The organism is Shewanella sp. UCD-KL12 (assembly GCF_001957125.1).
GTDB lineage: Bacteria > Pseudomonadota > Gammaproteobacteria > Enterobacterales > Shewanellaceae > Shewanella.
The window spans coordinates 91,664-116,592 of the sequence record NZ_MPHJ01000007.1; the positions used below are offsets into that span (position 1 = coordinate 91,664).

Below are 24,929 nucleotides of genomic sequence, written 5' to 3' on the forward strand. Positions count from 1 at the left end.
CTTTTTGTCTGTATTGGGTGCCCTAAGTTACAGACGATGTCTAAATAACTCGACATAGGTTTGTTTTTTGCTTTCTGTCGCTTGCTGGAATAGGGCGAATATCGAGAATACTCGCTATTAAGTGCTCCTTAGGATCTAGGCAGAAATGAAACAACAGAGAAAAGTCATCAAAATATCAGCTTTAGCTGTAGCAATGTCGGCAGCGAGTGGGCTGAACTTTGCTTATGCCGATGCAGCAATAGAAAGAGATGCAATCCTTAACATCAGTGAGGTGATTGTTGTACATGGAGAGAGAGCGACAGCTACCGAGGCATCAACAACACACTGGAGCATTAATGAGGACGAAATTAAAGCTTTAGGTGCTCAGAGCTTAGATCAAGTGTTGAAAAACGTGCCAGGTTTATATGTCCGAACTGGTGCTCAAGGTACACCTAGGGTTGATATTAGAGGGTTCAAAACGCGGCATGTCACCTTACTGATTAATGGTGTTCCAGCCAATGGCGCTGAGGATGGTCAGTTTGATCCCAGTGTTATTCCAACCAGTCAAATAGCATCTGTCGAAGTTTCAGTCGGCCCGACCTCAGTTTTATATGGTCCAGGTGGCGCTGGTGGTGTGATAAATATAATTACCAAGCAAGGTGACAATTCACCACTACTCTCAGGAAAGCTAGAAGCGGCTGAACATGGGGTATTCAACGGTGATATCAGTGCCGCAGGATCTGGAGATAATTGGCAAGGTCTAGTGTCAGTTTCTCATCAGCAAACAGACGGATTCCCCCTTTCTTCTGATTACCCTGAGAATGATATTCAGCAGGGAGATGTTAGAAATAACTCCGATAAGACCATTGATAATATCTATGCCCAGGGAAGTTATTGGTTATCTGATGATACCCAGATCACTGCAAACGCAAGTCTTCGTTCAGGTGAGTGGGGCAAACCATCAAGAGATGGAACGGGCAGTGGCAGCATTAAGTTTGAGCGTGTCGATGATTACCAGTCGCAAACATTCCAGTTGGGTATGGCACACCGATTTAATGAGAGGTTTACGCTCAGAGGTTTTGGCTATCACAACCAAAGCGATGTATTGGAAAACCAATATAAGGATGATAGCTACAGTAAATTGAAACAAAGTCAGGATGGGCGTTCAACCATTCAGGGCGGTAATCTGCAGTTTATTAGTGACTTTGCAGAGGTGGGCCTTTTAACCAGTGCATTGATTGCTGAGAACCAAAGCTGGCAGTCAGTATCAGAGAGTTTCTCTGATAAATCTAGCTCAGTGACTTTTGGTAATGGTTCTGGCGGTGGCAATGGAGGAGGCTCAGGAGGCGGCAATGGCGATAACGGCGGCGGTAACGGTGGTGGAAACGGCGGAGGAAATTCGAATAATAATTTCGATGACTCAGCTTGGTTATACACAGTAGCGACAGAGTATCAATATCAAAGCCCTAGTGATTATGGTGTCACCCTGGGGGCTGCTTATCATCAACAAGATCGTGTAAGTGACTCTGAGGCTGATTATTCGGGTCAAGTCTCTGGCTATTGGCAGCTATTTCAGCAGACAAAGCTAAATGCGGGTGTGGCGAGAAAAGTGCGCTTCCCCTCAATGAGGAACCTTTATTCTCAGTCATCTGGAAATGATGAACTGGTAGCCGAGGTATCTCAGCATTTTGAGCTGGGTATTGTGCAGGAGATGGGAGCTGATACATCGCTCAATGTGGCTGGCTATTATACCGATGCTGAAAACTATATCGCTAAAGACCTCACTGGCGTATACCAAAACATGGGGCAATATCAGTTTAAAGGGGTCGATTTAGCATTAACGAACCAATCAATCGATGAGCTATCAGTTACATTCGCCTATAGCTTCTTAGATACCGAAGAGGTTGGCGCAAGCGATGGCATGCAGACACTAGAGTACCGCCCTAGGCATCAGTTCCGCCTACAGGCTGAATATGAACTTCCTTTTGCACTGCGTATTAACGTGAACCTTGAGCGCATCATGGGGCAGGTCTTTTACGTGGAAGAGAAAGTGGGTAATGAAAAGTTATGGGTTGAGCAGAGTGTAGAGGACTATACCTTGTTAGATCTAAACCTTGCCCAGCCAATTTTAGATGACAACCTGGAACTGTATTTAAGAGCAACCAACCTGCTAGATGAAAACTATTACCAGAGTGAAGGGATCCCTCAGGCTGGGCGTCAGGTATTTGTAGGCATTAACTGGCAAATATAGCGTTTCTCAGAGGGCTGGTTATGAATAAGCGTGTAGATTTACTTAAAATCGATGAGTTGAGCTTTCGTTATCACTGTGAAGGTAGAGCCATTTTAGACGGCGTGTCTATAACGGTGAAAGAGGGCGAGGCACATTGTATCAATGGCCCGACAGGCTCAGGTAAGTCTACGCTGCTTAGTATCATTATGGGGGGGGTATCTAGGCCCTACGAAGGGGGGCTTGTGGTATCTGAAGCCTTGATGATCGGCCTAGTGATGCAAGACCCTAACGCTCAGCTTATTCGCCAAAGTGTAGGTGCTGAAGTTGCTTTTGCATTAGAGAACTTAGCTGTCCCTCCACAGAGTATGTATGACAAAGTTAGGCATGCATTAAGGCGGGTTGGGCTCTTTATTAGTTTAGATATGCCAATTGAGTCTTTGTCATTAGGGCAAAAATATCGCTTGATGCTTGCGGCTCAACTGGTCTTTAACCCAGGCCTATTACTGTTAGATGAGCCGTGGGCGCAACTTGATGATATCGGTGTTGCTGAGCTTATTAAAGCCCTGCAAGCGCTGAAACATGAAGGCGTTGCGATCATACTCGTTGAGCATAACCCTTCAGCATTTATTGAACTGGTTGATCACTTTTGGCAATTAGACAAAGGCAAGCTGCTGCCTGGGTGCTATAGGGCAAATACAATTAAATTTGCCTGTGCTGTAACGCCTGCGATTGACGAGACTCACCTAGAAATACCGCCATTAGAGTATCGCTTTGAACATGAAGACCCGCTGTTTCGATCCCGTAAAAGTTTAGCCTTACACAGTGGCGAGATAGTCGCTGTGGTGGGGGATAATGGCACAGGAAAAAGTAGCCTACTTAAAAGTATTGCGGGTATACAGCAAGGCGTGGCTAGCTTACCAATCACCTTAATGGGGCTTAAGCCTAAGTTAGGACTGTATGGCGCTGAGTTAGGTTTTCTATTTCAACGTCCGAACCGTCAGCTGTTTGAGTCATCTGTCATAGAGGAGCTTAGATTTAGTTTAAAGCGATTTAGTTTGCCACTTGAAAATGCTGAAAGCTTATTGGTTGAAATTGGACTAGAGCATCTAAAAGATCACTCACCTCATACTCTCTCCTATGGTCAACAACATCTAGTGGCACTGGCATCCATCTGTGCGTTCAAGCCTAAGGTGTTATTGCTCGATGACCCGTTTGCAGGCCTTGATCAGATCTACACCTGTCGAGTTTGGCAACTGCTCATTAGGTTAAGTCAGCAGGGCACCTCTATTTTACTTACCAGCCATAGGTTACTGCCCCATACGCCAGTTTCTCGGTATTGGCGGATCGCTGATGGTGAGCTATTTGATCAAGCATCGATAGAGGAGTCAGTCAATGTGGGCTGAATGTTTGCTAAAGCGTGTATATGCATTCTAGAGGTAGCAGGCATAGCCATCACTTGAGCTGTGGAGTTCATCCCGCTAGCCGTTATGAGGGGACATTTACGAGTGCTTCTCTGATTTTAGTGCTCCTGCTATCAAGCTCAGCATTTATGCTGCCCGATCGGTTCCTGATGACCTTGTGCGCTTGTAATTTCGTCTTGGTTTTACATGGGGTATATCGCAAAGGAAGCGTCACTGTACTGGTTAAGGTATTTAGTGTGCAGTTAGCGATCACTATGGCGCTTTACTATCTATTACATGGCCAAGAGCAGATGTTACAAGGTTTGCTTGCAGTACTAAGAGTGCTCCTTGCTTTTATACCAGGCTGGTGGCTTTCAGTGACTTGTGCACCTGAAAAAATAGGTCGTGTACTCACGTGGATACTGCCTGCTAAGTGGGCTTTTGTTATCACCGCTTCTATTGGCTTATTACCCTTAATGGGCAAAGAGATGAGGGATATTTATCAAGCCCAATGTCTTCGTGGGGCGCGTATTACGCCAAAGGCACTCAGAGATCCTAGAAACTGGCATGAGCTAGTTAGCTGCGTGCTTTTACCTTTATTGATTCAACTTCTAAAGCTTTCTAAGCAGATGGCTACAGCCGCGCAGTTTAGGTATTACGGTACAAATGACAAACCCACCTACTGGAAGTTTTAGTAAACAAGAGATAAGACACTATGAGAAAAATCTGCGATTTTAGGCTTCAGGATGCTCTTTTTATTGGTTTTTGTGCGACCTTGCTGGTGGTGATGAAAAGCATGCTACGCCTTAAGCTTGGTTTATCTGGCCACTCCATGTTTCTGATGACCTTCTTCTATCTGATCTGCTATGGCGTTGTCGGTCGCTTAGGAGCGATAACAAGTTGTGGCATGTTAGCTGGGATAGTGGCCATGACTTTAGGGGTAGGCAAAGGCGGGCCACTGATCTTAATTAAGTTTGCGCTGCCAGCACTGGCGATGGATCTTAGCTTAATCGTGTTTGCAGGGTTATTTACGCTGAGGTGGCGATGCATCCTCGTTGGCTTGGTCGGCTGTTTTGCTTGGGCAGTAAAAGGTTGGGTGGAAGATCTCCTCGTTGGCATGACATTAGAAGTGGCCATGGTTCAATTTAGTTTGAGCATGCTCAAAGGGGGCTTCTTTACTGTACTCGCAGCGACAATCGTGCCCTCTGTGCTTGAGCGTTTAAAGTCCCATGATTTAATCAATAGTAATGGAAAAGTGTAATGCAAAACTCTGATAAAAAACCTTGGTTGATCTGTATCGATGATACCGATGATATCGGTACTAAAGGGACAGGAGAGATAGCCGAAGAGATAGCGGGTTTGCTTAGTGATGATGCTCAACAAGCTATTCCTATGGTGACTCGCCATCAACTCTTTGTTCACCCAGATATTCCCTATACCTCACACAATAGTGCTATGTGTTTTAAGCTAGATTCGAGTAAAAGCTTCGACGAGATTAAGTCCATTGCGGTTGCCCACTTACTTGAACAATCAGCTGAGGCGTCGGACCCAGGTTTGGCTATCTTAGATCTTACTGCTGATTATCATCAGCAAGCATTAATTGAATTTGGCCGTGAGGCTAAATCAGAGGTCAAAACAAAACAACAAGCTTATCTGTTAGCTGAGCAACTCGGTATTAGTTTAACTGAGCATGGCGGAACGGGTCAGGGCGTTATTGGAGCCTTAGCCGGGCTCGGTTTACGTCTGTATGGTATGGATGGGCGCGTGAAAGGTCAGATTCAGTTTGAAAAGTCGGGTGTTAGCCCTCTCAACGTAGAGGCATTTTTGCGCCAAACAGGACTCGATTGTGTTGTCTCTACCTGTGGGAAACAGCTTGGTGCTGATGAAAGTCTGTTTTTGACTGACAAAGTAAAAGCTATCTATTGGGATCATAAGTTCTCGCTACTGGTCTATAGCAGCGAAGGTCGTTGGTGTAATGCACTTAAACAGCACTTGAAGGAGTATTAGATGCAACAACTTTTACCTTGGTTTGAGATTAATGGCGATGTTCTACAGTTCAAATCTGATAGTGAGGATTATTCAGCTGCTCGACAAGCTGCATTAATGTGTCAGAAGTTTATGCCTGATGATGAGGATGAACAGACAGACGATATAAGCTTATCGTGTTTTAACTGTATGAAAAGGCGTTGGATAGCCAATGGGTTAGAGTGCATTCAACTTAGAGTTAAGTCATAGCTATTCATGTGACTCATTATAAATCCCCGTGCATTACTTAAATGTTGGATATGTTTGCAGTATGTTTTTATGTCTGTTGGATCTGTTATTACTATTTTAAAGTGGTGATTTAGTTATTCTGGGCATAGAATGTTCCCCCTTACGCCAAAATGCTAAAAAATTAAAATAATTAAACACTAGGCGTACTGGAATACTAAAATATAAGTGGGTTAGAAGTTTATAAAGTATTCTATACTCGTATGTCATCTGGGGGGATGTGAGTAGATGGTCCAAGCGACGGATTCTAAAGCCTTGATTAAATTTCCTGTGTCAAAGTTGACCATAGGAATGTTTGTGAGTGCAATAGATCAAAAGGGTCAGGTTGCTATTGCAAATGCTGGTCAAATTCGCAGTAGAGATGCGATTGCAAAACTTAAGAAAAATGGCATAACCCATGTTTGGATTGATGTTGAACGTTCTGCTGATAGCTGTGGTTTAAAACGGGCTATCTCACCAAAACCTGTGGCGAAGAAGGCCCAGCCATCGCGCGACAAGCAGCAGCAAGAGTCTAAGAAGCTGATTGTTGAAGCTAAAGATCTCGTTCAAAAAGTACTATCTGAAGTTTTTGAGGGCAAGGCCGTTGAGGTTGAGCCCTTCGAAGTGCTAGCTGATAACATGATTGAGTCGGTATTACTTGATGCCGATGCGCTGAAATGTGTCTCAGCCCTGCGAACTAAAGATGCCTATTTACTGGAGCACTCAATCAATGTCTCTTTCCTGTTGGTCACCTTCGGTAAATACCTTAATTTAGAGAGAGATATATTACGCCAGCTAGCTGTTGGTGGCATCTTGCATGATATAGGTAAAATAAAGGTAGATAATAAGGTATTACACAAGCCTGGACGACTTACCGATAAAGAGTTTGAGCATATGAAACTGCATCAAACCTTTGCCGTTGATATTATGGAGCAAACCCAAGGGCTCTCAAAAATTAGCAAAGATGTGTGTTTGATGCATCATGAGAAGTTGGATGGAAACGGTTATCCTAGAGGTCTCAAGGGAGATGAAATTCCACTCCATGGACGCATGAGCTGTATTGTGGATATTTTCGATGCGTTAACAGCGACGCGTTGCTACAAAGAGGCGATGAGCCCAGCTGCAGCCTTCAAAATCTTATTATCACTCACGCCATTTCATTTAGATGAAAAGCTCGTTTATGAGTTCATACGCTGTGTGGGGGTTTATCCTGTTGGTTCATTAGTAGAGCTGTCCGATGGCCGTATAGGTATTGTGTGGCAATCTAAGAATAGAGATGCCCTACACCCTGTTTTAAAGTGCTTCTATTCTGTTAAGCATAAACGTTATACCGATGTGACTATGGTCGATCTGATGAAGTCTGATCTACACATAGAGCGCGGCGTATCACCCAGTAGCTTAGAGGTTGACCCCTCGCCATTTTATTAATAAAGCTTCACCCCCCCCAAGTTTTGAAAATATAAGTATAATGCCGATTGGAATCACTGCCGTTGATAACGGCTTGTTGGAATTATTATGAATCGGCTACTCTCCTTCGTTGTCATCCTTGCCTCTTTAGCGCTGCTTGTGCCTGGTGTCACTCAACCTATTCTTACCCTAAGCGGTACCATTGAGAAGTCAGAATTAACTCAGGCAGGTATAGAGCACCTCGCAGAGGGAAGCCCCAATGCAAAAGAGATGCTATCTATGATGTCGAGCATGTTGGGCTTAGATACTATTGAAGGCGAGGTGGAAGTATTTCAGAAAACGCGCAGTATATTAGGCACCGTTGAGGAGCTGTATCACTCAGGGAATATCTTGGTTGCTGCGCTGGTGGGATTATTTAGTATTATTATTCCAGTTATTAAATTGAGTTTTATGTTGATTCAACAGCTGCCTATATCGAGACAGATCAGCAATAAGATGAGTTTACTGACTAATTTTATCGGCAAATGGTCCATGGCAGACGTGTTTATCGTCGCTGTTATAGTGAGCTATATGGCAGGTAATGCTTCGGCTGGCATGGGGGCTTTGCTTAATACCCAAGCTAATTTTGAAGTGGGATTTTATTACTTCTCTGCTTACTGCATCTTCTCAATATTAAGCGGGATATTGGTTAATCAGACAGCTAAAAATAGAGCCAGCTAATCATTATTATTTAAACGAGCAATAAGTCTTAGGAATGAGCTTGTGAATGTATGACACTGGTTATCTCATCTTCAATCTGAGGGAGTATCTTGGCCATGGCGTCTAACTGAGCTTGAATCGTCACCTTGTTAGCGGGAGTGTCTCCCTGCTTGGCTGTTTGCTCTATGGCTTCGCAAGGCTCTCCAATACATGTAACTCCAAGCATTTTGGCCGATGATTTAAGCTTATGAGCCAATTCACCTATGGTTGAAACATTAAAGCTTTTATCTTTTACCATGGCTTTGACTTGTGGCAAGCTTAGCTCAAGGAAGTCAGCCAAAGAGTCTGCGTAATCTTGCATATCATCAGCAAAAATAGTCGTGATTGCCTGTTTATCCAATAAGCTGACAACTGGCTGACTCGCTGTTTCTTCCTGTGTGCCAATTGCCTTTTTGGGAACGGTAAGCCACTTTTTTAGCATTAAATTTAATTTGGCTAACTCAACAGGTTTTGACAAGTAATCGTCCATGCCTGCTGCTATACACTTATCTGCTTCACCAACTAATGCATTGGCTGTAATCGCTATGATTGGGAGTTTGACCGCTGACTTTTTTTGCTGCTTTTTAAGTAAACCAGCAAGTTCGTAACCATCCATTCTTGGCATGTGACAGTCAGTCAAAACCATTACAAAATTGTACTTAGGGTAGAGTTCTAGCGCATCTATACCATCGTCTGCAATGATGCATGAGTAACCTAGCTTATTAAGTTGACGCTTTATCACCTCCTGATTGGTTTGATTATCTTCTGCGACAAGAATGAGGCGTCCAGCTTCTTCAGCCTCTTTGAGAGGTAAGTGGCTTTTCAGTATCTCTTCACCGTCATGTGTGAGGTTTTCTAGGGGGCTTTCACGCCCGAGTACGACATTAAAACCGTATAGCAAAGTGGTGAGTTTTAAGGGAGAGGCTGCGATGGAGAATGAGTGGTCATTGAACACTCCCTCCCCTCTGGAAGCATTGTTTAACACCAAAAACTTAATCTTATCTTTTAGCTCTTTACTAATGTACTGGGTCAATTGCGCCTCACAGTGAGCAATATTATCGGTAACTACCACAGTGTGAATTGAGTGTTGATAGTTATCACTGAGAAAGCTGTTAATACTGACATATGGCAAAGTTATAATATTGATATTGTGAGCATTAAAATAGCCATTCACACACTCAGATAACCAATCTGATTGTATGTCATTGATGACCAGAGTATCTTTATAATCCTCTTTGGGTTTGGGGATATCGCTATATGGGAGTGAGAGAGAGATAGTGAAAGATGAACCTTGGCCTGATTCGCTTTTAACTTTGATATCACCCTTCATAAGACTGATTATGTTATAGCAGATCGCGAGACCGAGACCTGTGCCCCCAAAGCGACGTGTGGTGGATGACTCAGCCTGTGTAAACGGCTTAAATAGTCCCTCTAAACTCTCTGGCTTAATACCAATACCATTATCTTCAATCTCGATAGAGAATGAGACTAGCTTGTCACTGATCTCTTGTGACGTTAGGGAAATTCTAACTTTACCAGCTTGTTGCTGATCGCTTGAAAACTTTACAGCGTTACCGAGTAAATTAAACAGTATCTGTCTGATCCTGATAGGATCACCATGCAGTTGATGAGGGATTTGAGGATCCGTATAGAGCTCGAGTGAGACCCCTTTTTCATCGGCATTTGGGGTGATGGTATCTACAACACTTTCAAGTAGTTCCGAGATTGAAAAGTGAATGTTTTCAAGCTCCAACTTGCCCGCCTCTATTTTGGAGAAGTCTAATATATCGTTAATGATATTGAGTAGAGAGAAGGCTGATTCCCGGATGGTATTTGTCATATTACGCTGATCGCGATTCATGCTCGATGTTAATAGTAGATCTATCATACCTATAATGCCGTTCATCGGTGTTCGTATCTCATGTGACATGGTTGCTAGAAAGCTAGCTTTTGCTCTAGAGGCTTCTTCGGCATTATCTTTAGCTGTGACTAGCTCCTGCTCTACACGATTCCTTTCGATCATATTATTTTTAAAAATCTCGATCGCCTTGGCCATGTAGCCCACTTCATCATTACGCTCTAGATACACGACTTGCACTTCGGTATCACCGTCAGCAAGTTGCTTCATAGTGCCGCTTAACTTGGTAATTGGTTCAGTAATACTTCGGTAGGAAAAGTAGATGATACTAGCGCAGAGCATTAGGACTAAGACTAAAGAGGTGATAAGAATATATTGGTTCGATACCGTGACCTCTCTAAGCCCAAGTAATTCGACATTGGCATTCTCCCCTGCATCGATGGAGACCTCATCAAGTAACCGTTCTAGCCTCGCAAAAGTTTGATGTTCTAAATCATCAATAGCCTTAATTGCTAATGTTTTATTAGAGGAGTTATAGCGCTGGAATACTTCAAAGCCGCCATCTCTAAGTACCTTATACAGGGCTTCAACCTCTTGTAGCTGAGCGACCTCAGTTGGTTTCATCTCTAGTGGTTTTAACTTGGTAAGAAACTCCTCGAAGTTTTGAGCATTTTGAATGAACGAGATTTTAGCCTCGTAATTACCCGCTACATAATCACTCAAGTCGGCGACCATATCCCCGGCTTCATCGACTAACTCTAAGTAGTAACGTACACCGGGTAGATCATCATGAATCACTTCGTCTATGTTTGGCTGTGAGCCGACATCTTGAATCTCGCTCTCTTTGAGGCTATCAAGTAAGATCTCTAGCTTGCGACCTGTGATATCGGTTAGCCCCTTAACCCTCTGTCTGGCCCAGTCCTCATTATCCGGGTTATAACGGTTGAACACTTGGGCTCTCGCTGTTGTATGAAAGTCATTGAACAGCTCTTCAACTTCATCGATTCTTCTGTCATTTGTGGTGAGTGCTTGTCTTAAGTTCGAAAGGTAAAGTGCAAACTCCTCCTGATTTCGGTCGAAATCATTGCGCTCATCGACCTCTCCTAACACATATTCAAGGACGTTGGCATTCATATCACCAATCTCATCTAGCATGTTGATCGCTGCAATGGCCTTAGGAATTTCGTGAGTACTTACAGATGTAGTGTCCTCTTTTACACGGGTGTTCATTAGGTAGTTAGAAGCTGAAAGCAGGAGTACGAGCAAGCTAATGCTTATCATAGAGACGATAACTTTACTGCCGATAGAGCTAAATGAGAGCCACCGAAATAAGGAGCGAGCAGGCATGGCTTAAAGATCCATAAGTACGAATTAACTCATACAAGTGTAGAACAGAGGAGTGAGATTTAAAGGTAACAGTAATATTTGATTTGTGACCTACTTCTGTTTATCAAATCGCTTAATAGTTTTTTATCTCATTTTTTAAATTGGCTAGGCTTAGCTCCCACTTATTAATAAATTAAATATAGCTAACTATATTTACAGTGAATTATTTCAATATCTTGATGACTAACACTCTATACAGGCTAGCCTAGAATTTATTTATTAGATGAGTACTTTATGAGACGTCGGGAATTTTTATCTGCGGGCATAGTTGCGGCAGGAACGGCTGCAATAGCGACGAGTGGCTTTTCAACTCAGCTATTTGCGGCAACAAAAGAACAGCCATTGCAGGTATTAGCATTAGTCTTTGATGATTATGAAACACTCGATCTTCATGGGCCAATTGAAATGATTGGTCATATGAAGAATGTTGAGATTAAGCTGGTTGGGCCAAAGAGCATTATTAGAAGTTATCAAGGGCCTAAGGTCGTCGCTGATATCTTGATGGATCAGGTTACGCCTTGCGATCTGTTTATTGTACCTGGTGGCCTTGGTACTAGGCAGCTAGTAGAAGATAAGCAGATGCAGGCTTGGTTAAAGAAGCAAGCAAGTGTTTCTAAAAAAGTGTTCTCAATCTGTACGGGCTCAGCCCTTTTAGCGACCTCAGGTTTGTTAAATGGTCTCAATGCTACTACCAATAAGATGGCTTATAACTGGGTGACCAGTCTATCGGACAAAACAAATTGGCACCCGAGTGCGCGTTGGGTTGATGATGGAAAATATTTGACTTCATCTGGGGTTTCAGCAGGAATCGATGCTGCACTTTTCTATATTTCACAGCAAGCTGGGATGGATGAGGCGAAACGAATCGAAAGGCTCACTGAATATCATTGGAATGATGATGCTAGCCAAGATCCTTATGCCGTATAGGTAATACCAATCAGTATAAGTTTGGACTCTTAGCCCGAATAGCTATTTGTTAGTGAAAACGGGTATTTGGGAACTTACCTATATTCGATAAATAATAACCACTACTTATCATCTCCCTGGCAAACATAGGAGGCAAAATGAAGCAGTGGTTAATTATCTTATGTTGTGCAGTATTTGTCGCAGCCTCTCTTTTGACGACAGGGTTAACGCGCGCCCTTATCGACTTAATGGCTTTTGCCTGTCTCTTATGGATAGCAATTGGTATTAAGTCAGATCCTGCCAAACCATCCAAAATTATCGGTGATAAGTAAAGCTTAACGCCTATTCTGAATTCGTTTCAGCGTCTAAACTTTGGTCTCTTTAGCGTGTTATAGATACAAGATATAAAGTAGAGATACTGTTCCAATTGAGAGCCACAACAGCACACCAAGCAGCAAAGGTTTGCTGCCAGCGGCTCGCATTTTACTCACCGTTATCCCTGCACCAATTAAAAACAGACATAAAACCAATACTCTTTTTGAGAGTTCAAAAACCACTTCATAAACCGCTTCTCCTTGCGGAAACCAATGTGCAACACCAATCGCGAGGCAGTAAAAGCCAATAAAGTAAGGAATGGTTATTTTATTCTTATTACCACCAAAAAGTAGCGCGCTTAACAGTGCGATAGGGATGATCCATAAAGCGCGAGCTAACTTGATCGTCGTTGCTGTAGTCAGTGCTTCTTCACCATAGGCTGAAGCTGCTCCTACTACAGATGAGGTATCGTGTATTGCGATGGCACTCCAAACGCCAAAGTCATATTGGCTCATAGAAAATAGATGACCCAATGTTGGAAACAAAAATAGAGCAACTGAATTCAAAATAAAAACCGTTGCCAGTGCGATTGCAGACTGCTCACTGTTAGCATTAATTGCGGGAGAGACTGCGGCAATGGCACTTCCACCACAAATCGCCGTTCCTGCTGAGATCAGATGTCCTGTTTTGCTATCAAACCTGAGTGCTTTTGTTAGCAGATAACCTAAAATCAGCGTGAAAATAATCGAGCCTAATATTAATGGCAGGTTATCTAGACTTGCAGATATAGCAGTTTGAAGGTGGATACCAAAGCCTAGGCCTATGATGGAGTATGAGAGTAGGCGTTTAGTCAGCGAGGCGAGATCGATATCTTTTGGTACTAGGCCAATGCTTGCCAAGGTGAAGCCAAGCACTAAGGCGATGGGTGATGAGATAACAGGAAGCAGGCATAAAATGGCAAGGATAAAAAAAGGACTATGCTTTTTTGCTTTTTCTATACGTGATGTAACTGCTTTATTCTCTTGAGTCATCGAACGCTATAAAGATAAATGGAATTATAATTATAGCTGAGCTAACAAGCTCAACAAATTCAATTTATCTTAGTGTTTAATTCAATAAAACTTAATCTTTTGAGGTGAATACTGTTAAATCTAGGGGATAAAAAAGCCTGGATTACCGATAACCCAGGCTTATGTTGAGTGCGTCTGTTTGCGCTCAGTAATGAGATAACTGCTTATCTCATGGTAACAAATTCCTCTGCACCAGTTGGGTGTATCGCAACGACGGCATCGAAATCTTTCTTAGTTGCGCCCATTTTCATCGCAACGCCGAAACCTTGAAGGATCTCGTCCATACCGTATCCTAGTCCATGGATCCCCACGACTTTCTCGTCGGGACCTGCGCAGACTAGCTTCATCTTACAGGCTTGGCGATGTGCAGTAATTGCGGTGTACATAGAGGTGAAACCAGAGGTATACACTTTTACTTGGTCTTCGCCGTATTCACTTATGGCTTCAGGTTCAGTCAGACCCATAGTGCCTATGGCTGGGTGACTAAAGACAACGGTTGGGATGAGTGAATAATCCATCTTCGCATCGTCCATGCCATTGAACAGGCGCTCCGACAGTAGTCGACCGGCTTTGACGGCAACTGGCGTCAGCTCTACACCGCCTTGGATGATATCACCGACACAGTAGATACCAGGATTAGTGGTATTTTGCTGCTCATCGACAATGACATAACCTTTGTCATTAAGCTGAACTTGGGTATTTTCAAGGCCTATATTGCCAGTAGATGGCTTACGGCCAATGGCCCAAATGAGCGTATCGACTTGGTAACTTTCACCATTCTCAAGGGTCAATGTCAGGCTGCCATCGGCATTTTTTTCTACAGATTTTGGCGTGCTATTGGTGTGCAAGGTTGGACCATCGGTCGCCATAGCTTCCATCAAGGCCTCACTTAACATAGGGTCGAAGCTACGCAATGGAGCATGCTTACGCACAAAAAGGTGGGTTTCGCTGCCAAGGCCATGAAGCACGCCAGCAAGCTCAATTGCGATGTAACCAGCACCAATGACTGCCACACGCTTTGGTTGCTCCCTCAGTTCAAAGAAACCATCAGAGTCGATTCCGTACTCAGCGCCTGGAATATTAGGAATAGTTGGTGAGCCACCTGTAGCAATAAGGATATTATCTGCTGTGTAGTGCTGGCCATCGACCTCAATGGTGCGCTCATCAACGAAACGACCATAACCTCGAACTAAGGTAACTTTGTTACTCTCAAGGCCTCGGTCGTAAGCACCGTGGATACGCTCGATATAAGCTTCACGGCTGTCGACGAGCGTGTTCCAGTCAAACTTGTTTACAGTAACATCAAAGCCGTAGTCTTTAGCGTAAAGGTGCATAGCTTCAGCTACCTGAGCGCCATACCACATCACCTTTTTAGGGACACAGCCCACGTTGACACAGGTTCCACCTAAGGCTTTCGCTTCGATAAGTAGCACTTTCGCGCCTCGCATCGCTGCTCTGTTTGCCGATGCAATACCGCCGCTGCCGGCACCGAGACAGATATAGTCAAAATGTTGGGCCATCATTATCTCCAAAAAGTTGTGGGTCAGTTGCTTTTTAAAAAGCGTGCTTCATTGTAGAGGGAAAAGATCTCTGGAACCAGCGCTCAAGTATAAGACGGGAGAACTGTAGAAAAAGTTGCAGATGAAAGTAAATATATGCGCTTGCTGAAATAGGAGCTGCTGCCAAGACCTCTGCATCTTTCAAGCTCTACCTACCTAGGGTAAAAAGTAGTAAAAGCCAACAGTAAGCTGTAAACACAAGCGTGGAGAGTGAGCAGGCGTTAACGTCGGTATTGGCAATTATCGTAGTCTCGTTGACTTGGCCCTTCGGCACCGCATTTCATACATTGCCACTCACTTTGTCTTATTTTAAGCTCCTTAGAATGATAACCATAGCCAGTGTTATTGCCTGAATACGATAGCTTTTGTTCAAGTTGGTCCATCCGCTGATCAATCCAGCGACAACTTGGGTCGTTAGCGACTTGTGATCTAGTTTTAAGCTGCTGCTTACGGGAAAGCTTACTCTTCTTTCTTTTTGTTTTTTTCGTGCTTTTCTTATGAGAGCGCAGATGCCTCTTTGGAGCTTGTGGCTGGTAGTTGAGTGCGCTTTGATTAGAGGAGGGGATTGCTATCGGATTACCATCACTATCGAGTGCCATATCCATTGGCATGTTATGTATAGCGTCATTTGTGAGTCGTTCTGTCGGGTCTTGAGCGTAGACCATATTTGCTGGAAAAAAGCTGAGTATGAATACTATTGGCAGAGATAAAGCAGAGCATCGGCTTAGGTAACTTTGACTAAAGCGATTTGAACAAGTTAGCAGTGTGCATAGTTGAGTGAGTAACATTCCCTGTTTCTCCAAGTTGAACATTTTAATGAGGCGATCCTTTGCCTCACTTCATAGATAAACTTAGTCGAGCATTAATCTAAATTCAATCAGCGATGAACTAGAAACTCCAAGTTAGGTGAATACCTGCATAAGTTTGATCTAAGCTAGATTGATTGCCATCAGCTTCTAGCTTGATATCTTCCTGGGCAATCGTATGGCTAAAGTGCCCTGATACAACGATTTGATCGTTAATGAGGTATTCAGCTTCAACCCCAAATTGGAAGTGGTTAGCGCCATTATGCTCTTCAGTAACATATTGAAAGTCAAAAGCTTGAGTTATATATGGTGTCACAGTTAAGCCAGTAGCTAGCTCCCAACTGCTATGTAAACTAGCTTCAACAAAGTAACCACCTGCAGCGGTTGAATATGTGTAAGCTATTGAAGGGGTTAACCACTCAACGCCTGTATATGCTAATGAGCTGAAAATCTCATTATCACTATCTCTGTCTTCACCATAAAATTCGAGACGTTGGTAACCAATACTCGCTTCTACATTGTCAGCCAGTGCAATGCCGTATTCTAGTCCAAAGTTCCACTCAGTATAATCTTGGCTATCGGCTCGGCCGCCCGTGGCATACACATTAAGATCACCATGTTGGATTGCAACTGTCCCCCACGTGATACCACCTTTATCTAAGTTGTTACGGCCTTCAGAGATATATTCAGAGTCCCAACCTAAGTCGACAATAAATTGCGTCTCAGCTTGCTCATTTTTTGGCAGTTTATTGATGTTATGCGAGTCATCAAGGTTAGATACGTTATCAGCTTGAGCTGAAAAGGAGGCAATTATGCAGCAGGATAAAAATGTTAAATGGGCGGTATTTTTCATAGTAAACTCAAAATTTGGCGAAAGAACAGGGAGTTGTAGCCAGAGTATATGGAAAGCAATAAATGTAAATGATAACTCGTCGTATTTATGATCTCGATTACAATAGATGGAATGTAAATTATGTGTAAAGTAATAATTTGAGCTAGGTCAATGTTTTATGAGTAATTCACTGCTAGAGAAAACAATTATGGCACTTAAGAGCAATAATTCTTGAATCGTGCCACTATTGCCCATATCTAGTTTATATAGCTATTAACTTGCTGAGGACCGACTATGAGCAACCCTTTGCTTACCAGCACGACGTTACCCCTTTTTTCAAAGATTAAACCTGAGCATATACAAGCTGCTGTAGAGCAAGGCATTGCGAATTGCCGCAGTAAAATTGATGAGGTCTTAGCACTATCAGTCCCCTTTACCTGGGATAACCTCGTAGCACCTCTAGAGGAGGTGGATGATGAGCTAGGCAAAATCTGGTCGCCAGTTTCTCATATGAATTCAGTTGTCAGCAGTGAAGAGTGGCGTGAAGCACATGATGCATGCCTACCACTTCTTTCTGAGTATGGCACTTTTGTTGGTCAGCATCAGCCTCTCTATCAAGCTTATAAATCATTAAGGGCATCCACTGAGTTTGAGCAGATGAGCCAAGCTAGAAAGACTGTGATTGAGCATAGCTTAAGAGATTTTGAGCTTTCCGGTATTGGACTGAGTGATGAAGATAAGTTGAGATACGGCGAGCTTGTGAAGCGAATGTCTGAACTGACGAGTAGTTATTCAAACCAGCTTCTCGACGCAACTCAAGCTTGGAGTAAGCTCATCACAGAGGAAACGCAATTAGCTGGTCTCCCTGACTCTGCGATTGCAGCAGCTAAGGCGATGGCAGATGCCAAAGAGCAAGAGGGCTGGCTATTTACCTTAGACTTCCCCTCTTATCTACCTGTGATGACCTACAGTGAAAACCGCGAACTACGTGAAGAGTGCTACCGAGCTTTTGTGACTCGAGCGTCTGACGAAGGTCCATTTGCAGGAGAGTATGATAACGGTCCTTTGATGGATGAGATTGTGGCGCTGCGCCATGAGCTCGCTCAACTACTTGGTTTCGAGAGTTATGCACATAAATCTCTAGCGACTAAAATGGCTGAAAATCCGACTCAAGTTTTAGATTTTCTCAATGAACTAGCGAGCCGTTCAAAAGAGCAGGGAGAAACTGAGCTTGCTGAACTCACCGCTTTTGCTGAACAGGAGTTTGGCGCTACTGATCTACAACCTTGGGATTTAAGCTTTTATGCTGAGAAGCTAAAGCATCATAGGTATGAGATTTCACAAGAGCTACTGCGCCCATACTTCCCTGAAGATAAGGTTTTATCGGGTCTGTTTTATACCGTCTCTCGCCTATTTGGCTTAAGTGTCAAAGAGCAAAAAGAGTTTGATACTTGGCATCAAGATGTGCGTTTCTTTCATATCACCGACAGTGAAGGTGTTCATCGTGGCAGTTTCTACTTAGATCTCTACGCTCGTGAAGGTAAGCGTGGTGGTGCATGGATGGATGACTGTCGAGCCCGTCGGCTAACGCCCAATGGCCTACAAGATCCTGTTGCATACCTGACCTGTAATTTCAACGCTCCAATAGATGGCAAGCCAGCACTGTTTACCCACGATGAGGTGACAACTCTGTTTCATGAGTTTGGTCATGGTATTCACCACATGTTGACCAAAATAGATGTAGCAGGAGTCTCTGGTATTAATGGCGTACCTTGGGATGCGGTAGAGCTACCTAGCCAGTTTATGGAAAACTGGTGTTATGAAGAGGAAGCGCTTGCTGAAATTTCAGGACACCATGAAACAGGTGAGCCACTGCCGAAGGCAATGCTTGACAAAATGTTAGCTGCGAAGAACTTCCAGTCTGGCATGATGATGCTACGCCAGCTTGAGTTCTCTCTATTTGATTTCAGGTTGCACCTTGAGTACACGCCTGAAGCAGGTGCGAATATTCAAGCTAAACTGAACGAAGTGCGTAAACAAGTTGCTGTGGTTAAGGCTGCTGAGTTTAATCGTTTCCAGCATAGTTTTGCTCATATCTTTGCTGGTGGTTATGCCGCAGGATACTACAGCTACAAGTGGGCTGAAGTCCTCTCTGCCGATGCATTTTCGCGTTTTGAAGAGGAGGGGATCTTTAACTTAGGTACCGGTCGTAGCTTCCTTGAAAACATCTTACAGATGGGAGGCAGTGAAGAGCCTATGACCCTATTTAAACGTTTCCGAGGACGTGAGCCGAAGATTGATGCGCTACTGCGACATAGCGGTATTAGCACTGACGAGTAAAGAACATCTAAAGCCTAAAACCCTTTAGTAGAAAAAAGAGATGCCAGCGGGTGTAAACCTACTGGCATTTTCATTATTGGAAAACACTTATACCAATCAGTGCTATATATTAGATAACTTGCAAGCTTGTTATCTGGTATGACCTCTGATAGCCTTTCGGCTCTTATTTATCAAGGATGCGGGTTAAGCAGTACATGAATCTCTATTTTAGGCTTATCTGGTTATTTCTCTGGCGTGTGCGCCACTGTAACGCTATCGATTTTCTAGGCACCAGTCGTATCGCTTATCGTGCCTTGCCTTGTGACTGTGATATTAACTTTCATGTGACCAATTCAAGATATCCAGCTTTTATGGATCTCGCTCGTACCTATATGCTGGCCGAAATGGGCTTTCTTAAACGCTTTATAAAGCTTAAGTGGATGCCAATCGTCAACGCTGCAGAGTTCACCTATATCCGGGATATCAAGCCATTTACTAAGTTTGAAATCGAAACTAAGTTAGTTGGTTGGGACGAGAAATATTTTTATATAGAGCAGCGTTTCGTCAGTGAAAACAAACTGCATTGCATCGTTCATGTGCGTGGTGTGTTTGTTTGTAAAGGCAAGCAAGTACCGATTGATACTATGGTCAAAGAGGTCAACTTTGAAGGCCCCGCGCCTGAGCTACCGCCAGAAGTGGTCAAGTGGAAACAGTTTTTACAGCTAAAGAAAGAGCGCAATATATAAAAGGTATCCGTTCCTAGTACTTAGGTGCTGGGAACTTTTTTTAAGGTATTGGCCTTCTGCCTGCTAATGCCTCCCCCATAGCAAGCTCAACTTCCTCTTCGACCTGTTGATAGGCCCCTCGCATCTGGGCTTGGTGCCAGTAGCGATCTAAATTGTCATATTCGAACAGTTTGAAATGAGTTTGCGCGCTGTGTAGGCAAGGGAAAAGTGCGCAATCGGCAAGTGTTAAGCTATCGCTACAAAGCCAGTGGCTATTATCCAGCTGCTTATCTAAGTATTGTAAAAAACGTTTTATGTCTTTTTCGAGTTGCTTGATGAGTAATTGGTTTTTATCCGAGTTAATCAGTTTCTGCTGTTCCAGTTCAAGTAACCTATTACTCAATTCATTGTCAATTAACCTATCTTGCAGGCGAGTATCAAGCGCTATTTGGGGCGATTTAGGCAATAGTGTTGTGCCTGTTGAGAACTCATTGTCGACGTATTCGATAATAATGCTAGATTCAGGTATTAAAACACCTGTTTTGCTTTTGAGTAGTGGTACTTTACCTGGAGGGTAAAAGTGGCAGAACTCCCTACGGGAAAAAGGATCTGATAGTTCGATGACTCTTGGGTAAAAGTTTGCCTGCTTTTCATAAAGTGCGATTAAAACTTTTTGTGAGTAGCGGGAAAGGGGATGATAAAACAACTCCATCAGCGTTTCCCTCACATTTATTTTGATTTATATAGATAACTTTAGTCGCTGCAGATCATAGCGCAAACGCTTACAAGCTAATAACCCTGTCAGGAGCCCACTTGTTCTCTGATGAAGTCGATAAATACTTTTACTCTTGGCGGTATGACTTCATTAAAGGGATGTGTGGCATATATCGCTCCCTCTTGCAGATGATAATCAGGCAAGAGGTGTGTCAGCTGGTTATTCTCTATATGCGGCGTTGCTAGATAGCTAGGTAAGATACCAATACCTAAACCTTGCTTAATCAAGCCCATCACGCCAAGGTTACTATTACAGGTAATAAATGGGCTAATGTTTAGCTTAAACATGTCTCCATAACTGTTTTTAATCTGATAATTCTTCGGCAGAGTATTCGATGCCTGTAGAACCCATTGATGCATTTGTAGCATATCTGGGTGTAGTGGCGACCCATTGCTTTCAAGGTAATCTTGGCTAGAAACCAGATATTCATCATAAGTACTGAGCTTGATAGCGTTGACGTCTGGGGTGATATTGGCACCAGCTTGGATTGCAATATCGATCTTATTTTCTAGTAGGCTAAGGTGACGATCTTCTAGCTGTATCGATACACGAATTTTGGGGTAGTTTTGATGAAACTTGCCGATCAGTTTAATCAAATTATTTTCGCCGAAGCAGACAGGTGCGAGCACTTTTAGATTGCCATGCAGCCCTGCATTATCCGGTTGAATTGAGGTTTCAGCTTGTTTGGCGAGTTGTAGCAGCTCTGCACAATAATAATAGAAGTTTTGCCCGCTTTCAGTCAGCCCCATTTTTCTGGTTGTTCGTTGTAGAAGTTGGGTTTCACATCTGATCTCTAACTTTTTCAGGTGCTGGCTAACCATAGAGCGACTGATACCTAAGGCATTTGCTGCTGCAGTGAGCGATCCATGCTCAACCACATTGGCAAACACTAACATTCGGTAAAGCTGACCTGCGTCCATAGATATCTCCCCCAAATAAACCACTATATAGTTAACTGTAGGTAACCAAACTACTTATTGCTTATTAATTGTTTATCATGACATCGGGGATAAAACTAGCTGTTTGCTTTAAATCTGCCCAATATTGCGCGGTGAATCGATAGCTATAGTGAGTAATGAAACAAGCTACTTTTATGGGGATTTAGTGATTGCTTTCTCGGTAGGGTTTCTTAATATTGGGAGTCAATTTGTCACAGAGCACGATTTCACTATGAGTCAGCAAGAATCTTTTTCAGCCATTTACCAAAGAGCGAGTGACCGTAAAGGAGGCGATGAAGGCCTCGAGTCTTTGATGGCATCTAACGCTAACTTGAGTCTCGATGAGATGGGCCAGTATAAGGATGCTCAGCTGCTATCAGAGATGAGCAAAAAGGTGTTTCAGTCTGGATTCGTGTGGCGGATTGTTGAAAATAAGTGGCCGGCATACGAAAAAGCTTTCTTTGGTTTTGAGCCGATGAAGGTATTGATGCTGTCGCCAGAGCAACTGCACGAGCGAGCCAGCGATCCTGAGCTAATACGTCATATGAAGAAAACCATGGCGATTTATGACAATGCTCTGATGACACAAGATATTGCCAGAGAACATGGTAGTTTAGCTGAGTTTATTGCGAGCTGGCCAAGTGAGGATATAACAGGTTTATGGGCGCTACTTAAGCGTAGAGGTCAAAGGCTTGGTGGTAATACTGGGCCCTATTTTTTGCGGGCTATGGGCAAAGACACCTTTTTACTTACCGGTGATATTCAAGGTTATATGACAGCTAATAAATTAGTGGATTATGGCTTTAGCTCTAAAAGTGGTCTTAAACAAGTTCAGCAAGTGTTTAATAACTGGCAGCAAGAGTCGGGGAGAAGTTTGGCTGATATTAGCCGTATATTGGCATGTAGCGTTGGGGATAATCGGCTTTAATAAGCTACGAGCTACCAAGAAAAAAGCGCCAGCCTATAGAGGACTGGCGCAAGCTTGCCGAAGATTGAGCAATAAATAGAGATAGATTGTCGCAGGGTAAATCGTTTCCTTACAGCTTCTAATACAACTCGGTAAGAGTTTAGAAGCTTTTATTGATGCCAATTACAAATCGGTCATCAAAAATTTCAGTTTGTGTGCCGTAAACTAAATGGCTTTCATCGACAGTGCTGCCATGATATCTAAGGTCAAAGTTAAGGCCTAAGTAAGCTTTACTTATACCTAAGTTCCAGTGTCCCCAGCCCTCGGCACCTTCACCATCTAGGTCTTGATAACCCACAGAGCCAGAAACTTTCAGCCCGTTACTAAATTCATAACTTGGATGAATGGCATAGTTAACACCTTGCCAGCCCTTCACACCAAACCAATCATCTATTGTTGGTGTAACCTCAAGTTGAACATTTGCCTGGCCAAACTGTTTACCTACTTTGAGCCATAGCTCAGTGTAGTTAGAGTAAGAAGCTCCTGGATAAAGGTAAGAGAACACCATGACGTCATAAGTAAAGCCGCTATCACCAAATTCACCCGCTTTACCAATAAAGGGCGCGGTTACTATCTCAAGGTTTGGATCGGCAAACTTGATGTTTGAGGCAAATACACCGCCGTACCAACCATCATCATTTCCCCAACCTAAAGTGCCCTGTACAACAGGCACATCCCCATCCATAGTTTCAGATTCACCACGAAAAACGTAGTCTGATGCAAAGGTGAGGTTGCCGTTAATAGTACCGCCAAGTACTTCTGAGCTAGAGTCAGAATCTGTAGCGTGAGCGATCGAAGTGCCAGAAAGTAATAACCCGCTTAGTAGTAACGTATGTTGTAGCTTCATCTTGACTGTCATGTTCTTCATCTCATTAGAAAGAAATTGTTAGCGCAGATAAATAGTAGAGTCTTGATGTGAATAACTATGACGGTTTGAATGAACCAAAAAATAAAAGTTATGAAAAGTTATGAATATAAAGTGCATTGAAGAGCAGAGTTACATGAGTAAGCATGTGGTAATTATGATTATTTTTTTGAAAACCGCAGCCACAGCCAATTAACGAGTGGCAATAAATATTGTGCGTGTTAACCATTTTTTAACATAACACGGTGATTTACCTTATAAATTTGCATTAGCTTACAAATTTACTGGTAGTTCTACTTGTTGACTTTGCTTAGTTGTGAGATAAATGCACGTTCAAATATTACCCAAAAATTTATGCTTCCAAATATAGCCCTAACAGTGATTTATGCTGTTTGGCCATAATGTCTGGATCAGTTGCTTTATAGGAGTTCTCATGCGGCAAATAGTGAAAGTTGCCTCTTTATTAGGTTTAGCTTTGTGGTTAACAGCTTGTGGGCAAGGAGGCAGTGAAGGTCAGGGCCAAGGGGCTCCAGGTAAAACGGAAGTTGGTATTATAGAAGTTGCTGTGCAAGCTCAGGCTATTAATGTTGAGTTGCCTGGGCGCAGTAAAGCTTTCCTTGAGGCAGAGGTAAGGCCACAAGCTTCAGGTATTATTACTGAGCGTAGTTTTATCGAAGGTCGTGATGTTGAAAAAGGGCAATCACTTTATCAGATAGACTCTGCGACCTATAAAGCGGCGCTCATTAGTGCTGAAGCCGATTTAGCGCGTGCAAATGCAGGGCTTGTTTCTGCAAAAGCTAAGGCAAAGCGTTTTAAAGAGCTAGTTAAAACCAACGCAATCAGTCAGCAAGATTTTGATGAGGCTGATGCGCTATATAAAGAAGCATTAGCTAACGTTGTTGTTGCCAAAGCTGCAATCAATACCGCAGAGATCAATCTAGTTTATACCGAAGTTAAGGCGCCAATCTCTGGTCGTATTGGTAAGTCTAGTGTGACAGCTGGTGCGCTTGTAACCGCTAACCAAGCTGATATTTTAGCTAAAATTCAGCAGCTAGACCCTATTAATGTTGATATCGCTCAGTCTAGTGCTCAGCTATTACGCCTGAAAGCAAAGCTTAAGCAAGGTAAATTACAAGCAGCTGATAACGCAAACGTTCAACTTATTCTAGAAGATGGTACTACTTATAGTCAGACTGGTGTTCTGCAGTTTTCTGAAGTGACAGTAGACGAAGGCACTGGCTCTGTAACTTTAAGAGCTGAATTTCCTAACCCTGACGGAGTGCTACTTCCGGGTATGTATGTTCGAGCAGTGCTAAATGCGGGAACCGATCCACAAGCGATTCTTGTACCGCAAAGAGCCATCACTCGTAATACGAAAGGGCAAGCCGTTGCCATGCTAGTGAATGCAGAAGGTATGGTTGAGTCACGTGTGGTAACGACTGCTGAAGTAATTAATAACCAGTGGCGCATTACAGATGGACTTGCAATTGGTGACAAACTGATTGTAGAAGGTCTACAAAAAATTCGTCCAGGTGCACCAGTGAAGGCAGTTCCAGCTTCGCAAGGTGCTTCATCTAATAAGCCTGCTGGTCAGCAATAGGGTT

General features: G+C 43.2%; 22 protein-coding genes. 14 read left to right on the forward strand and 8 right to left on the reverse strand.

Annotated elements, in window-relative coordinates; translation table 11 throughout:
- Positions 1-145 precede the first annotated feature (145 nt).
- From BM736_RS13950 to BM736_RS13985, 8 genes are all read left to right on the forward strand, one after another.
- Entirely contained in the window at positions 146-2,230 is a 2,085-nt protein-coding gene (locus BM736_RS13950; protein WP_076413228.1) for a TonB-dependent siderophore receptor, read from the forward strand.
- 20 nt (positions 2,231-2,250) lie between these two features.
- Positions 2,251-3,612 carry an ABC transporter ATP-binding protein gene (locus tag BM736_RS13955; RefSeq protein ID WP_076413230.1) on the forward strand — a complete coding sequence of 454 codons (1,362 nt, stop codon included), beginning with the start codon at positions 2,251-2,253 and terminating at the stop codon, positions 3,610-3,612.
- A gap of 20 nt (positions 3,613-3,632) precedes the next feature.
- The gene (locus BM736_RS13960; RefSeq protein WP_076413233.1) at positions 3,633-4,304 is read left to right on the forward strand and encodes a CbiQ family ECF transporter T component; all 672 of its coding nucleotides are present in this window, start codon (positions 3,633-3,635) and stop codon (positions 4,302-4,304) included.
- Positions 4,305-4,324: 20 nt separating this feature from the next.
- Positions 4,325-4,870: a core component of ECF transporter gene (locus tag BM736_RS13965; protein WP_076413235.1), complete on the forward strand. Its 546-nt coding sequence runs from the start codon at positions 4,325-4,327 to the stop codon at positions 4,868-4,870.
- A complete protein-coding gene (locus BM736_RS13970) occupies positions 4,870-5,616 on the forward strand; it encodes a DNA-binding protein (protein WP_076413237.1) in 747 nt (248 codons plus the stop codon). Before BM736_RS13965 ends, BM736_RS13970 begins: the two co-directional genes overlap by 1 nt.
- Positions 5,617-5,844, forward strand: coding sequence for a hypothetical protein (locus BM736_RS13975; RefSeq protein ID WP_076413240.1), 228 nt, complete (start codon positions 5,617-5,619; stop codon positions 5,842-5,844).
- Positions 5,845-6,108: 264 nt separating this feature from the next.
- Positions 6,109-7,287 carry an HD-GYP domain-containing protein gene (locus tag BM736_RS13980; protein WP_076413242.1) on the forward strand — a complete coding sequence of 393 codons (1,179 nt, stop codon included), beginning with the start codon at positions 6,109-6,111 and terminating at the stop codon, positions 7,285-7,287.
- 87 nt (positions 7,288-7,374) lie between these two features.
- Positions 7,375-7,986: a paraquat-inducible protein A gene (locus BM736_RS13985; RefSeq protein ID WP_076413244.1), complete on the forward strand. Its 612-nt coding sequence runs from the start codon at positions 7,375-7,377 to the stop codon at positions 7,984-7,986.
- Between the two features lie 28 nt (positions 7,987-8,014).
- Here BM736_RS13985 and BM736_RS13990 read toward each other — a convergent pair whose 3' ends face one another.
- On the reverse strand, positions 8,015-11,209 hold the full coding sequence (locus tag BM736_RS13990) for an ATP-binding protein (RefSeq protein ID WP_076413247.1): 3,195 nt from the start codon (positions 11,207-11,209) through the stop codon (positions 8,015-8,017).
- A gap of 273 nt (positions 11,210-11,482) precedes the next feature.
- Here BM736_RS13990 and BM736_RS13995 point away from each other — a divergent pair, with 273 nt between their 5' ends.
- Together BM736_RS13995 and BM736_RS25195 are read left to right on the forward strand one after the other, a co-directional pair.
- Positions 11,483-12,175, forward strand: coding sequence for a DJ-1/PfpI family protein (locus BM736_RS13995; protein ID WP_076413250.1), 693 nt, complete (start codon positions 11,483-11,485; stop codon positions 12,173-12,175).
- 137 nt (positions 12,176-12,312) lie between these two features.
- Positions 12,313-12,486 carry a hypothetical protein gene (locus BM736_RS25195; RefSeq protein ID WP_179079059.1) on the forward strand — a complete coding sequence of 58 codons (174 nt, stop codon included), beginning with the start codon at positions 12,313-12,315 and terminating at the stop codon, positions 12,484-12,486.
- Positions 12,487-12,543: 57 nt separating this feature from the next.
- Here BM736_RS25195 and BM736_RS14000 read toward each other — a convergent pair whose 3' ends face one another.
- The 4 genes from BM736_RS14000 to BM736_RS14015 all read right to left on the reverse strand — a co-directional run bounded on the left by BM736_RS14000 (position 12,544) and on the right by BM736_RS14015 (position 16,757).
- The gene (locus tag BM736_RS14000) at positions 12,544-13,500 is read right to left on the reverse strand and encodes a YeiH family protein (protein WP_076413252.1); all 957 of its coding nucleotides are present in this window, start codon (positions 13,498-13,500) and stop codon (positions 12,544-12,546) included.
- 203 nt (positions 13,501-13,703) lie between these two features.
- Positions 13,704-15,059, reverse strand: a complete 1,356-nt coding sequence (gene gorA / locus BM736_RS14005) for a glutathione-disulfide reductase (RefSeq protein WP_076413255.1) — start codon at positions 15,057-15,059, stop codon at positions 13,704-13,706.
- 260 nt (positions 15,060-15,319) lie between these two features.
- Positions 15,320-15,886: a hypothetical protein gene (locus BM736_RS14010; RefSeq protein WP_076413257.1), complete on the reverse strand. Its 567-nt coding sequence runs from the start codon at positions 15,884-15,886 to the stop codon at positions 15,320-15,322.
- A gap of 100 nt (positions 15,887-15,986) precedes the next feature.
- Complete coding sequence (locus tag BM736_RS14015) at positions 15,987-16,757, reverse strand: hypothetical protein (RefSeq protein WP_076413259.1); 771 nt, start codon at positions 16,755-16,757, stop codon at positions 15,987-15,989.
- Between the two features lie 273 nt (positions 16,758-17,030).
- Here BM736_RS14015 and prlC point away from each other — a divergent pair, with 273 nt between their 5' ends.
- Positions 17,031-19,076, forward strand: coding sequence for an oligopeptidase A (prlC, locus tag BM736_RS14020; RefSeq protein WP_076413261.1), 2,046 nt, complete (start codon positions 17,031-17,033; stop codon positions 19,074-19,076).
- Positions 19,077-19,270: 194 nt separating this feature from the next.
- Positions 19,271-19,801, forward strand: a complete 531-nt coding sequence (locus BM736_RS14025; protein ID WP_076413263.1) for a thioesterase family protein — start codon at positions 19,271-19,273, stop codon at positions 19,799-19,801.
- A 40-nt stretch (positions 19,802-19,841) separates the two neighbouring features.
- Here BM736_RS14025 and BM736_RS14030 read toward each other — a convergent pair whose 3' ends face one another.
- On the reverse strand, positions 19,842-20,492 hold the full coding sequence (locus BM736_RS14030; protein ID WP_076413265.1) for a glutathione S-transferase family protein: 651 nt from the start codon (positions 20,490-20,492) through the stop codon (positions 19,842-19,844).
- A gap of 89 nt (positions 20,493-20,581) precedes the next feature.
- On the reverse strand, positions 20,582-21,475 hold the full coding sequence (locus BM736_RS14035) for a LysR family transcriptional regulator (protein WP_076413267.1): 894 nt from the start codon (positions 21,473-21,475) through the stop codon (positions 20,582-20,584).
- A 250-nt stretch (positions 21,476-21,725) separates the two neighbouring features.
- Between BM736_RS14035 and BM736_RS14040 the strand changes: the two genes are divergently transcribed.
- Positions 21,726-22,421 carry a DNA-3-methyladenine glycosylase I gene (locus tag BM736_RS14040; protein ID WP_076413522.1) on the forward strand — a complete coding sequence of 232 codons (696 nt, stop codon included), beginning with the start codon at positions 21,726-21,728 and terminating at the stop codon, positions 22,419-22,421.
- A gap of 139 nt (positions 22,422-22,560) precedes the next feature.
- On the opposite strand, the gene BM736_RS14045 is transcribed toward BM736_RS14040, so the two are convergent.
- Positions 22,561-23,319, reverse strand: a complete 759-nt coding sequence (locus tag BM736_RS14045) for a TorF family putative porin (protein WP_372828701.1) — start codon at positions 23,317-23,319, stop codon at positions 22,561-22,563.
- 439 nt (positions 23,320-23,758) lie between these two features.
- On the opposite strand from BM736_RS14045, the gene BM736_RS14050 reads away from it, so the two are divergent.
- On the forward strand, positions 23,759-24,925 hold the full coding sequence (locus BM736_RS14050) for an efflux RND transporter periplasmic adaptor subunit (protein WP_076413269.1): 1,167 nt from the start codon (positions 23,759-23,761) through the stop codon (positions 24,923-24,925).
- The last annotated feature ends 4 nt before the right edge of the window (positions 24,926-24,929 follow it).